Source organism: Ferruginibacter sp. SUN106 (assembly GCF_050611765.1).
GTDB lineage: Bacteria > Bacteroidota > Bacteroidia > Chitinophagales > Chitinophagaceae > Ferruginibacter.
Genome location: NZ_JBODJC010000002.1, coordinates 829,369 through 842,505 on the forward strand (window position 1 = coordinate 829,369; position 13,137 = coordinate 842,505).

General features: G+C 39.0%; 11 protein-coding genes. 6 read left to right on the forward strand and 5 right to left on the reverse strand.

Going from position 1 to position 13,137, the window contains the following annotated elements:
- Positions 1–166 precede the first annotated feature (166 nt).
- Positions 167–1,447 (reverse strand): phosphoribosylamine--glycine ligase, encoded by a 1,281-nt coding sequence (gene purD, locus ACQ334_RS09435; RefSeq protein ID WP_430987949.1) that lies wholly within the window; start codon positions 1,445–1,447, stop codon positions 167–169.
- Positions 1,448–1,660: 213 nt separating this feature from the next.
- Here purD and ACQ334_RS09440 point away from each other — a divergent pair, with 213 nt between their 5' ends.
- Entirely contained in the window at positions 1,661–3,421 is a 1,761-nt protein-coding gene (locus tag ACQ334_RS09440) for a peptide MFS transporter (protein ID WP_430987950.1), read from the forward strand.
- 77 nt (positions 3,422–3,498) lie between these two features.
- Entirely contained in the window at positions 3,499–5,523 is a 2,025-nt protein-coding gene (locus ACQ334_RS09445) for an OPT family oligopeptide transporter (protein WP_430987951.1), read from the forward strand.
- Positions 5,524–5,591: 68 nt separating this feature from the next.
- Here the strand turns inward: ACQ334_RS09445 and ACQ334_RS09450 are convergent, their stop codons facing one another.
- Both ACQ334_RS09450 and ACQ334_RS09455 read right to left on the reverse strand, forming a co-directional pair.
- Positions 5,592–6,785, reverse strand: a complete 1,194-nt coding sequence (locus ACQ334_RS09450) for a DUF1501 domain-containing protein (RefSeq protein ID WP_430987952.1) — start codon at positions 6,783–6,785, stop codon at positions 5,592–5,594.
- Positions 6,786–6,903: 118 nt separating this feature from the next.
- Positions 6,904–8,352, reverse strand: coding sequence for a DUF1800 domain-containing protein (locus ACQ334_RS09455; RefSeq protein WP_430987953.1), 1,449 nt, complete (start codon positions 8,350–8,352; stop codon positions 6,904–6,906).
- 155 nt (positions 8,353–8,507) lie between these two features.
- Here ACQ334_RS09455 and ACQ334_RS09460 point away from each other — a divergent pair, with 155 nt between their 5' ends.
- Entirely contained in the window at positions 8,508–9,560 is a 1,053-nt protein-coding gene (locus ACQ334_RS09460; protein ID WP_430987954.1) for an alkane 1-monooxygenase, read from the forward strand.
- A gap of 1 nt (position 9,561) precedes the next feature.
- Here the strand turns inward: ACQ334_RS09460 and ACQ334_RS09465 are convergent, their stop codons facing one another.
- Positions 9,562–9,978 carry a hypothetical protein gene (locus ACQ334_RS09465; protein WP_430987955.1) on the reverse strand — a complete coding sequence of 139 codons (417 nt, stop codon included), beginning with the start codon at positions 9,976–9,978 and terminating at the stop codon, positions 9,562–9,564.
- 82 nt (positions 9,979–10,060) lie between these two features.
- Complete coding sequence (gene serS, locus ACQ334_RS09470) at positions 10,061–11,332, reverse strand: serine--tRNA ligase (RefSeq protein ID WP_430987956.1); 1,272 nt, start codon at positions 11,330–11,332, stop codon at positions 10,061–10,063.
- A 162-nt stretch (positions 11,333–11,494) separates the two neighbouring features.
- On the opposite strand from serS, the gene ACQ334_RS09475 reads away from it, so the two are divergent.
- The 3 genes from ACQ334_RS09475 (at position 11,495) to gcvH (ending at position 13,130) form a co-directional block, all read left to right on the forward strand.
- On the forward strand, positions 11,495–11,848 hold the full coding sequence (locus tag ACQ334_RS09475) for a hypothetical protein (protein WP_430987957.1): 354 nt from the start codon (positions 11,495–11,497) through the stop codon (positions 11,846–11,848).
- 7 nt (positions 11,849–11,855) lie between these two features.
- A complete protein-coding gene (locus tag ACQ334_RS09480) occupies positions 11,856–12,590 on the forward strand; it encodes a peptidylprolyl isomerase (RefSeq protein WP_430987958.1) in 735 nt (244 codons plus the stop codon).
- Positions 12,591–12,752: 162 nt separating this feature from the next.
- Entirely contained in the window at positions 12,753–13,130 is a 378-nt protein-coding gene (gcvH, locus tag ACQ334_RS09485; protein ID WP_430987959.1) for a glycine cleavage system protein GcvH, read from the forward strand.
- Positions 13,131–13,137 lie beyond the last annotated feature (7 nt).

A 13,137-nucleotide genomic window follows, 5' to 3' on the forward strand; every position in this document is an offset into this window, starting at 1 on the left:
TGAATTAACAACGGCAAATATTTTATTTTTCAAAGATTTATCAAAAACCTGCATTCGTTTCTTTAAGGCAAAATTCAAGCCAGAAAAGCGTTTGCTAAACAATTTAGCTTTTGGATATTTTGCCGGCACCCTCTTTTCGTTTACACAATAACGTTACCCCCGATTTTTAAGGAAATTCGTAGCCGATATCACTGCGGTAATACATGCCCTCAAAATATAACTGCTCCATCATGTAATTGGATTGTTCCGCAGCTTCGGAAATGGTATCCCCAAAGGAAGTTACCACCAGTACCCTGCCGCCATTGGTTACCACTTCTCCGCTCTGCTGTTTAGTACCCGACTGAAACACCAGGCTGTTCTCCAATACATCATCTTCCAGCCCCTGTATGGTTATGTCTGTTTTATAATCACCGGGATAGCCGCCACTTACAGCAACTACAGCTGCTGCAAACCGTGGATCTGTATCAATAGTAATTTCGTGCAATTTTTGCTGTGCGGTTGCCTGCAGCAATTCCACCAGGTCGTTTTTAATACGTGGTATCACCACTTCAGTTTCCGGGTCGCCCATGCGGCAATTGTATTCAATTACTTTAGGTTCGCCATCATCATTCATCAATCCAAAAAATATAAAGCCTTTATACTCCAGCTTGTCTTTTTTCAAACCTGCAATTGTAGGTTCAATAATCTTTTCTTTTACCTTTTGCAAAAAGGGTGCATCAGCAAAAGGTAGCGGACTTACAGCCCCCATACCCCCTGTATTCAAGCCCGTATCACCTTCTCCTACTCGTTTGTAATCCTTTGCTTCTGGTAACAACAAGTAGTTTTCGCCATCAGTCAACACAAAAACACTTAACTCAATTCCTTTTAAAAATTCTTCCACCACAACTTTTTTACCGGCATCACCAAATTTAGACCGATGCAACATCAGTTCAAACTCGGACAATGCCTCTAAGGTATGCTGGCAAATTAAAACCCCTTTACCGGCAGCAAGGCCATCTGCTTTTAGTACTATCGGTAACGAATGGGCTTTAATGTATTCAACTCCATCCGTATAATTATCTATCGTAAACTCTCCGTATGCTGCCGTAGGTATATTATGCCTTTGCATAAAAGCTTTGGCAAAAGCCTTACTGCCTTCTAATTGTGACGCTTCTTTGGAAGGGCCGATTACGGTAATGTGTTGTGTGGCCGGATTGTTTTTGAAGTAATCAAACACCCCCTTTACCAATGGTTCTTCTGGTCCCACTAATATCAGGTCCACCTTGTTTGAAATACAGGCTGCCGACAACAACTCAAAATCTGTTACTGCAACCGGCAGGTTTATGCCGCACGAAGCCGTGCCGGCATTGCCGGGTGCAATAAATAATTTATCGCATAACTTACTTTGTGTCAATTTCCAGGCAAATGCATGCTCTCTGCCTCCGGAGCCGATTAAAAGAATGTTCATGAATTGAATTCGATTAGTATGGGGTTAAAGTTTCAGTTTGCGAATTTAAAAATATGCCTGCTCATTTCAAGATTAATTTTATAAACGGGGCTGCGTATAGCATTTTATCTTAACACATCATTTTAAAATTGGGGTATTAAATTGGTTGTTCTAAAAAGAAAATCACTATTTTGAGCCACTAAACTAACTAAACAAGCATTTAAAATCTCAATTATGAATGAACAGGTAAAAACAGGTAAGCATCCTAAAGGGCTTTATATTTTATTTTTCACCGAAATGTGGGAGCGTTTTGGGTATTACTTGATGGTAGGTATCTTGTTTTTATTTTTAACCAACAGTACCGGAAAGGGACTTCCTAAAGCAATGGGATCTGATGTGGTGGGTACTTTTATTGCATTGGTATATTTAACTCCTTTTATTGGGGGCCTGTTGGCAGATCGTTACCTGGGTTATATTAAATCTATTTTCATTGGCGGTACTTTAATGGCTATCGGTTATCTCACCATTGCATTACCCGGAGATTATACGGCGTACATTTCAATGGGATTTATTATTGTCGGTAACGGTTTCTTCAAACCCAATATTTCTACCTTATTGGGAAATATGTACAACAGGGAAGACCTAAAACCATTAAAGGACAATGCGTACAACATTTTCTACATGGGGATTAATATTGGTGCATTTTTCTGCAATTTTATCGCCGCTATTCTTCGCAATAGAATTGGCTGGCAGGCTGCGTTTTCCGCGGCAGGCGTTGGTCTGATCATAGGGTTAATTGTTTTGGCTTTTAGTTTAAAGCACATCAAAACTTATGATGTAAAAAGACCAATGCAGGAAGGTGACATGCCTACATCGAAAATATTGGGAACTGTGTTTCTACCAATGATCATTTTTGCGGTGATTGGATGGTTTATGCCAGGTAATATTTTTGGTAGTGATTCTGCAGATGCTTTCATCTTTGCCTGTATGCCGGTAATTGTATTCTTTATCAGTCTATGGAGAAAGGAAAAAGGAGATGATAAAAAAGGAATCGGTGCGTTATTGTTTGTATTCGCTGTTTCAGTGATCTTCTGGACTATCTATAATCAAAATTCAACCGGTTTAACTATCTGGGCAGAGTCGCATACAGATCGCTCCATTCCGCAATTCATGGAAAAACCGGCTGATGCAGTGTACACTTTACAAAATTTGTCAGATACCAACCGCATGGGTGACAAGTTAGATGAACATATGGTAGTAGTAACTGATAAAGATTCAATTGTAAAAAAGGATACCATCTTCACGACTTCAATGAAAAAGGATAAACTTATCATTGATACAGCTGTATACGGTATTACAAAAAATGGAAATAGGGTAGATACAGGATCAAAAGCAGTTCAGGTAATGGGACCTGATCCTTATTTTGCAAATATGCCAAAAGATAAATGGCCATCAAGCGGCGTTGCCAAAGTGGGTAATACAGAATTATTCCAATCCATCAATCCTTTCTTTATTGTTGCATTCACTCCATTATTGATACTATTTTTTGCATGGCGATCCCGACGAGGAAAACCGGTAAGCACAGCCAGCAAATTTGCCTGGGCGTTGATCATATCCGGCGTAAGCGCCCTGGTGATGGTATTTGCAGTAATGTCGGTGCCAAGTATCTATCAATATAAAACAAGTTCTTTCTGGCTCTTTCTTACCTATGGTGTATTTACTGTGAGTGAAATATGTTTGAGCCCGATAGGATTATCATTTGTATCTAAACTGGCTCCACCACGACTTACTGCATTAATGATGGGAGGTTGGTTCATTTCCACTTCGTTGGGTGGTAAAGTTGCAGGTATCATGGCCAGCTCCTGGGATAGCATGCATGATAAAAGAATTTTCTTTGGCATTATTGCTTTAGCAGCTATTCTTGGTGGCCTTTTAATTTTCAGCAGGGTAAAATCATTGGATAAAATTGTAAGAGATAAAACAGGTTCTGCATAAAATATTTTCTTCAATACAAGGCGATACTATCCGTATCGCCTTTTTTATTTAACTTACTTTTCAAACTATAACTGATTATGTCTGAGAAAAAACTATTTCAACCTTTTGTATCTGCGCAAACCATCATGAAGGAATTGACGGCAAAGTCAATTCTATTAGGGTGTTTTTTTGGTGTAGTGTTTGGCGCCGCTAATGTTTACCTGGCTTTAAAAGCAGGGCTTACCGTATCTGCATCTATCCCTATCGCTGTAATTGCAATTACACTTGGGCGTAAATTTTTCAAAACTACTATTTTAGAAAACAATATTATACAAACAACAGGTAGCGCCGGAGAAAGTATTGCTTCAGGTGTGGCATTTACCTTACCTGGTTTTTTATTCCTTTCTTCACCCGACAGTGCTTCCTACTTTAATTATCTTACTATATTAATTTTAGCTATTGTTGGCGGCATGCTGGGTACTTTATTAATGATCCCTTTAAGAAAAGCATTAATAGTTAATGAACATGACACGCTACCTTATCCCGAAGGCACTGCTTGTGGCGATGTTTTAAAGGCGGGTGAAAAAGGGGGCGATTTCGCCAAAACAGCTTTTTGGGGACTAGGGGTAGCTTTTGGCTATGCTATACTGCAAAAAATATTACATATTGTAGCTGAAACACCTTTTTATATTACCAAACAAGCAAATAAATTTTTCCCTTCCGCCAAAATAAGCGGTGAAATTACGCCTGAATATATGGGTGTGGGTTATATTATAGGTCCACGTATTGCAGGTGTGTTAGTAGCGGGCGGTGTATTAAGCTGGCTGGTGTTTATCCCACTGTTATCATTTTTAGTACCTGCTGATATTGTTGCAGCACAACTGGTAAAACTAGGTTACCTCAAAGACATTGCGACTGATGGTGGTAAAGGCGGATGGAATGCAGCCACACATACTTTTAATGATTACTCTGCTGCTGTTTATTATGCATTTATCAGGCTTATTGGCGCAGGTGCTGTTACGGCCGGTGGTGTAATTACTTTAATAAAAACCATACCTACCATTATTAAATCGGTTAAAGGTAGTTTTGGTTCTATTAAAAGTGCAGGAGTACAAAGAGGTGAAGTATTGAGGACAGAAAAAGATTTAAGCCTTAAAGTAGTTGGCTTTGGTAGCCTGGCCCTTGTTTTATTAATATCAGTTTTGCCACAAATACCAGGAGATAATATTTTGCAAAAAGGGTTGATTGGTATACTCGTTATTGTTTTTGGAGCTTTGTTTGTTACAGTTTCTTCAAGAATTGTGGGGCTTATTGGTTCTTCGAATAACCCTATCAGTGGTATGACCATTGCAACAGTGATGGGTACCAGTTTGATATTTTTAGCAGTCGGTTGGTCTGGCCAAGCTTACGAACCATTGGTATTAGTTGTGGGCGGAATGATTTGTATTGCAGCCGCAAACGCCGGTGCTACATCGCAGGATTTAAAGAGTGGCTATATCGTTGGCGCAACACCACGTAATCAGCAGATTGCTTTATTTGTTGGTGCTATTGTTTCTTCAATAGTGATAGGTATTACTATTAAATATTTAGATGGCCCCAATCACTTAATTGGTACCGATAAATTTCCTGCCCCTCAGGCAACATTAATGGCCACATTGATTAAAGGAATAGAATCACAGAAATTAGATTGGCAATATGTTTTTGTAGGTGTTTTTTTAGCAGTGGTAATGGAACTTTGCAAAATTAAATCATTGAGTTTTGCTATTGGCGTTTATCTACCTTTATCCACCACATTGCCTATTGCCATTGGCGGTGCCATTAAAGGTTTGGTAGAACATAAAAAGAAAAAAGACCAGGTTGTTACCACTCCGGAAGAAGAAGAATTGGGTAAGGGAAGTTTGTTTGCAACCGGCCTGGTTGCAGGTGGGGCTATTGCTGGTGTAATTGTAGCCTTTGTTTCGGGTAGCGAATGGGGCAATAAATTTTTAAATAATGTAACTATGGAGGAATCCCTGAAAGTATGGTTAAGTACAAATGGTTATTACCTCCTGGGTGTTTTATTCTTTGCAATAATGGGATGGATGTTGTACAAAACAGCGTTGAAGAAGAATGAAGATATTTAAAAACATTTCCTGTATAAACAAAAAGGCTGTTCAATTTGAACAGCCTTTTTTAATAGGGATTTAATATATCAGATAAAATCGAGGTAATCAAATTTTTTGCCGAGTATCATTTTATCATCTGCACCTAACCATTTATTTAATACTGTTGCATACACATTTTTAAAATCAATCTTGTGCTTTAAATCGCCTTCGTTTAAATCTGCCAGGTCGGGCATTGCATTTAAAACACCTTTTTGTTTTAAGCCGCCACTGATAAAAAACATATTGTTAGCGGTACCATGATCGGTGCCTCCGCTGGCATTCTGCCCTACCCTGCGGCCAAACTCACTAAAGGTCATCATCAGTACATCGTTAAAACGATTGTTCTTTTTAAGATCATTGGTAAATGCTTTTACGGCGTCATTCAATTCAGTAAATAATCTTTTTTGTTGCCCCTCCTGGTTTACATGCGTATCAAAACTACCCAGGCTTACATAATATACTTTGGTGTTGATGTCAGAAAAAATAAGAGAGGCAATAGTCTTCAGGTCTTTTCCTAATTCAGTACCCGGATACACTTCTGTTGTTGGATGCGATTTGCTTTGCTGATAAATATAATCGGCACTGCTGATGGTTTCACTCATCGTTTTATATAAATAATCAATAGTCTCTTCTCCTGTTTGATGATTGGCACTTACATCTTTAAAATATTTTCCGTTACTGGTATTGTATAATTTTTGCGGATCCTGGAAGGCAAGGCCTTTGCTGTTTTCTCCTTTTAATGCCAGGCTGAGTACATCATCCAGTTCCATTGCCTGGGTGGGTTTATCGCAGCCTTTGCATTGAGCATCTAAATAGCGGCCAATCCATCCTGTATTTACATATTCATTACTGGCGCTTGCACTATGCCATATATCCATACTTCTGAAATGGCTTCTGTCCGGGTTAGGGTAACCCACACTATTCAATATGCCTAAACTACCATCATCATACAATCCTTTAAAACATTCCAGTGCAGGATTCAATCCTACTTCATCTGTTATAATTAATGATTTATCTTTTTCAATACCCAGCTTTGGCCTTTCTTTATAATAAATATCATTGCGAACAGGAATTACTGTATTCAATCCGTCGTTACCACCGCTGAATTGAATTACCACTACCACTTTATTTCCTGCAGGTACCATCATCGGTTTTTCAAATGCCTTTAAAAATTTAGGCAGCATAAAAGAAGCGGTGGCTAAAGAACCAACCTGGAGAAATTCTTTTCTTTTTATCAGCATAATGAAAAGTTTCAAGCTACAAGACTCAAGCTTCAAGGGAGAGTCATTAGCGATTAAAAAATAATTTTATTTCGAAAGCTGCTGCTTGAAGCTTGTAGCTAAAAGCTTGCGGCTTTTTTCAACACAGTTGGTATTCCGGTGTACACATCAGGTTTACAATAGCACTCTTAATAAAATTCTCCCTGCTTTCACTGTTTAGATATTTATCCAATAATGTATCAGGAATATGACCTTTCGTTTGCAAAACGGTCTCTGTAATTTTAGGTAGTAATTTTTCCCTGGGTACCACTTCAAAAATTTTATTTACCAATGTCCAGTCTGTTTTTGCAGTGCCGCCTTTTACGGCATCTCTTAATTTTTTGGCACCTGCCTGCATCATACCCATTTGTACATCGTCGTCAACCTTAGGTTGTATATCCATCACTTCATTAGCGGTTAATATCTGAGGAATGCGTAGGCGCAGCATCAGGCTGCTGCTGTCGATCCAGTTTTTGCCTCCCGGCCATCCGGCAACATTTGGTGGATAAAATAAAATTTGCCCAAGTGCTCTTTGAAATAATAATTGTGCCTGGTCATTCTCCATATCCATCGGCAGCAAACGCCTTATGCCTGCAATTAATTCTACCGGCGATTTTATTTTGGTACCAATATTCTTTTCTTCATAAAACCATTCGCTGGTAAAAATATCTTCCATCAACTTTTTTATATCATAGCCGTTTTGATAAAACCTGTTGCTCAGCCATTCTACTTTGGTATCATCTGCCTGGTCGTTTACAAAGTAGCGGTATATTTTTTTGGTGATGAACTTTGCTGTTTGTTTTTGTTCTAATAAAATATCCAGTACATCATCGCCATCAAAATTGCCTGTTTTACCCAGCACTGTTTTGCTATCTTCATCATGCTGGTTTTTTCTGAATTCAAATTCGCCTTTTAAATTAAAGCCCCAGCCGGTAAAGGCCCTTGCTCCTTCTTTAATATCATTCTCGGTATAATTGCCACGCCCCATGGTAAATAATTCCATTACTTCACGGGCAAAATTTTCGTTAGGTTTTTTTTTGCGGTTTTGCTGGTTGTTTAAAAACTGCAGCATCGAAGGGCTTTTGCTCACTTCTCTCAACAGATCTTTAAAATTACCCAGAGCATTTTCCCTGATCGTTTGCAACAACTCCTGTTGAAAATAACTATTGATAACCCGGCAGGCAAAATGGCCATGCCAGAACAAACTCATTTTTTCTCTCAGCTGTGCTTCATTATTGATCATTTCTTCCAGCCAGCGGATGTTTAAGTTCTTAAGGTCTTCTCTTGATTGTTCCCTGATTTGCTTTTGCTGATCTTTGGTCAGTTCTGGCTTTTGCATCTGGGCAACATCCTGTATGCCCTTAAACAAACCATCAACAAGGTTTTGCGCTACTTCAATCTTCTCGGGCTTTTTGTTAGAAGTTTTTAATAACAATGCCCATAATTCTTTTTGAGATACTTTATCGAGGTTGGCAGCATTTTCGGCCATGGGGCCAAAGCCGGCCCGCCATAGTAAATGCTGATTTTTTAAACGATTACTAACTGCCATAAAATGATTGTAAGTTTAAACTACTGCAAGAATAACGCCAGTAAGACTAAGGTAATTATGGAAGGTTTAATTTTTAACTAATTAATTACAAACGGTCTTAACAACCGGATAATATACCGGCTGTTTTTATTAACTTGGTTGCAGATAGCTCTTCTATGCATTTAAAAGCTTTTAAATATTTATCGCCTGCTATTGTATACGCACTTGCCTGGTTATCTTTTACACAAAACGGATGGCTGACCTGGTGCCCCTTATTGTATGCCTGGATATTATTACCCATAACCGAATTATTTATAAGGCCGGATGAAAAAAATATGAGTGCTGCAGAAGAAGAGCTGGCAAAAAAAGATGCTGTTTACGATTATATGCTTTACCTGGTAGTGGTGCTGCAATTTATTTCGCTGTATAAATTTTTATCTGTTATTACTGCACCTGATTTGCGTTGGTTGGAAATTGGCGGAAGGATTTGGACAATGGGCTTGTTATGCGGCACATTTGGAATTAATGTGGGGCACGAACTGGGCCACAGAGTAAATAAATTTGAACAGGCATTGGCAAAAATTTTACTGATGACATCATTGTACATGCACTTTTTTATTGAACATAATAAAGGCCATCATAAGAATGTAGCCACACCGCAAGACCCGGCGAGTGCCCGTTTAAACGAACCCATCTATACTTTTTATTTAAGAACAGTAATCTTTTCTTATTTATCTGCCTGGAAAATTGCTAATAAAGAGATGAGAAAAAAAGGCCTGTCCATTTTAAATCTTAAAAACGAAATGCTACAGGTACATTTTATTCAGCTGGCTTTTGTAGCCCTGATATTTTTTGCATTTGGAGGGTGGGCTACCTTTTGTTTTTTAAATGCCGCCGCTATTGGCATTGCACTTTTAGAAACTGTAAATTATATTGAACATTACGGGCTGCAACGTAAAGAAACTACAGCAGGGAAATATGAGCGAACCATGGCCTGGCATAGCTGGAACAGCAATCATGTATTGGGAAGATTAATGTTGTTTGAATTGAGCCGCCATAGCGACCATCATTACATAGCCAGTAAAAAATACCAGGTACTGCAACATCATGATGATGCTCCGCAATTACCTACGGGGTACCCGGGCAGCATGATTCTTGCCCTGGTACCACCTGTATGGTTTTATGTTATGAACCGGAAAATAAAAGAATTGAAAAATACTACAGTGTAGATTATTTTTTTGCATTAGCTTTTACATAAGCCAGTACGTTTTCTTTTTCAGTATCATCTAAACGTGCTTTTGGAGCCATTACCTGCATTACACTTATCCAGCGCTCAACAGTATAGTCTGTAGTAACTTTTAAACCATGGCATTTGCCACATTTAGCATTGTAGGTTGCCTGGCCAAGCATTTCCGGTGATTTAGCCGCTCCTTCTGCGGGAGATCTTGTGCCGGCAGGTGTGGCAGGCACTGATGCTACTGGTGCTGTACCAGCCACGCCTGTTTCTGATTTTGCCGAAGTAGAGGGTGCGCTAACTACGCTTCCTGAATTTGAAGAAGTACCGCCTGTTGAAGCAGTTGGTGTTGATTTTTTAGCACAACCCCAAACTAAAGCCGTTAATGCAATAACTGTAAATGTTCTTTTCATCTGTCTGTTTTTATACGTTTTAAGGAATTATAAATATAGGCAGTTTCGTATAAATGAATGTCAAAACAGCGCCGCTATTTTGTTAACGGATTGTTGCTGCGCCAAAATAATTATGCAATACTGCAGGTAAATTAATTCCTGCTTCAGTTTGATTATTTTCTAAAAGTGCTGCCATTATGCGTGGCAAGGCCAAAGATGAACCGTTTAAAGTATGTACCAGTTGTGTTTTATTACTCTCATCTTTATACCTGATCTTCATCCTGTTGGCCTGGAAGGTTTCAAAATTGGTAACAGAACTCACTTCCAGCCATTTTTGCTGCGCTGCACTGTATACTTCAAAATCATAAGTAAGAGAGCCGGTAAAGCTCATATCTCCGCCGCATAATCTTAAAATACGGTAAGGCAATTCTAAGGACTGTAATAATTTTTCAATATGCAATACCATTTCCTCATGTACTGTATAACTGGTATCGGGTTGTACCAGTTGTATTATTTCCACCTTATCAAACTGGTGTACCCTGTTTAATCCTCTTACATCACTTCCAAAACTTCCGGCTTCCCTTCTAAAACAAGGAGTATATGCCGTCATTTTTATTGGCAATTCAGTTTCTTTTACAATTTCATCTCTGTAAATATTGGTTACCGGTACTTCGGCTGTGGGTATCATATAAAATCCATCTGCAGTTACGTGATACATCTGTCCTTCTTTATCGGGTAACTGGCCGGTACCGTAAGCGGTAGCTTCATTTACCATCAGTGGTGGTAAATATTCGGTGTAGCCTGCCGCTGTATTGTAATCTAAAAAATACTGGATTAATGCTCTTTGCAATTTTGCACCTTTGCCTTTGTATAATGGAAAGCCACTACCTGTAAGCTTGGCACCGGTTTCAAAATCTACCAGGTCGTATTGTTTTATTAACTCCCAGTGTGGTGTTGCGGTGGCAGCAAGCGTTGGTTTAGTACCAGCTTCTCTTACCACTTCATTCTCCTCGGGTGTTTTGCCTTTAGGAACAGAGGTATGTGGCAGGTTGGGCAATTTAATAATTTCCTCCTGCAATAATTTTTCTGCATCGGCCAATTGCTGTGCTAAATTTTGTAAAGAAGATTTATGTAAAGTAACTTCCTGTCTTTTACTTTCTGCCTTGTCTTTTTCTCCTTTGCCCATCAGCATACCAATTTCTTTGCTGGCAGCATTTAAGGAAGCCTGCAGGGTTTCGCTTTCTACTTTTAACCTGCGTACCTGTTCGTCTAATTCCACCACCTTATCAACAAGGGTAAGGTCGCCGAAATTTTTTACGCTTAATCTTTCCTTTACCAACTCTACATTCTGGCGAATAAAATTTACCTGTAACATCTTCTTTATAAATTTTTGGCAAAGATAAATAATGTGCCCGCAGAAATCGCAGAGATTCGCAGAAATACATTTTAGTGCTGCAGCTTGCAGAAGTGTACAAATACATTTCTTCTTTGCCTGCCCCTGCGATTTCTGCGGGCTAATATTATTTATCTTTGCGGCATGGAGCATGTGAAAGATGATTTACAGGTAAGATGGCTGAAGCTGCGGATCAAACTAAAAGAACGGTTTGGTATAAAGCCCGATATGGATGGTATATTGTTTTTAATTGGTATACAGGAACTGGGTACGGGTAAACAGGAATTTACCAAAGAACAAAAACAAGACCTGATGCATATTGCGGTATGTACCGTATTATCGGCCAGTGGCTATTACGCCTTATCGGGCCACGATGAAGACAACTGGCCACATTTTATACAACTGAAAGAATTGCCGGGCTTTATTATGACAGAACAGGAAAATTTTTTAAAAGACCACATACTATTGTATTTTCAAAACCAAAAATTTATCGACTGATCATTTTATGAAGACATTAAAACTTGTACTTGCTGTTTTAGCGGCATCATTTATCGTATCCTTTGCCGGTGCCCAGGTAAAAAAAGCACCCATAAAAAAGAAACCGGTTGTTGTAAAAAAAACTGTTGCGTTTAAACCACCCGTACTAAAAAAAATACCAGGCATCAGGGTTAAACTTATGACCGATTCCGGTGACATGATCATCAGGTTATATGATTCTACCCCATTACACAGGGATAATTTTGTGAAACTGGTAAACGAACATTTTTTTGATAGTTTGTTATTTCACCGTGTGATAAAGGATTTTATGATACAAGGTGGTGATCCCTTAAGCAAAAATGCACAACCCGGCGAAATGCTCGGCAGCGGCGGTGGCGATATGACCAGGATTCCGGGAGAATTCAGAACTACTTTATTTCATAAAAAGGGCGTGTTGGCTGCTGCAAGAGATGGCAATCCTGAAAAAGCCAGTAGTGCCTGCCAGTTTTACCTGGTGCAAGGGAGAAAATATAGCGACGACGAACTGAATATGATGGAAACGCAAATGGGAAGCAAGTTTTCTGCGGAAAAACGTTTGGCTTATAAAACTATTGGTGGTACTCCATTTTTAGATATGAATTATACCGTTTTTGGAGAAGTGGAGAAAGGTATTGAAGTGATTGATAAAATTGCCAGCGTACCTACCGCACCCGGCGACAGGCCTTTTACTGATATCAGGATGAGAATAGAACTTTTAAAATAAGGACTAAAAAAAGTTACGGGTTACGGGTTAATTTGTTTGCGATTGATAAAATCATATACAACAAAATTAACCCGTAACCCTTTTAACCCGTAACTTTTTTTAGTCCGTAACTTTCTATATTTTGCACCCGAATTAATTAATAAAAATTTCAACCCATAAAAAATGACTTTTCCTGCCAACCTGCGCTACACCAAAGACCACGAATGGATTTCATTAGAAGGTAATGTTGCCACTATTGGTATTACCGAATTTGCCCAGGGCGAACTGGGAGATATTGTTTATGTAGATATCAGCTCCAAAGGCAAGGCGCTTGCTGCAGAAGAAGTTTTTGGAACAGTAGAAGCGGTAAAAACTGTAAGTGATCTTTTCTTACCCGTAAGCGGTACCATAACAGAAGTAAACCCTGCGCTGGAAGCACAACCGGAATTGGTAAATACCGATCCTTATGGCGAAGGCTGGATGATAAAAATGACTGTGGATAATCCAGCGGCCGTGGAGGCATTGTTAAATGCTGAGGCATACACTGCATTGGTTTCTTAATAATTAT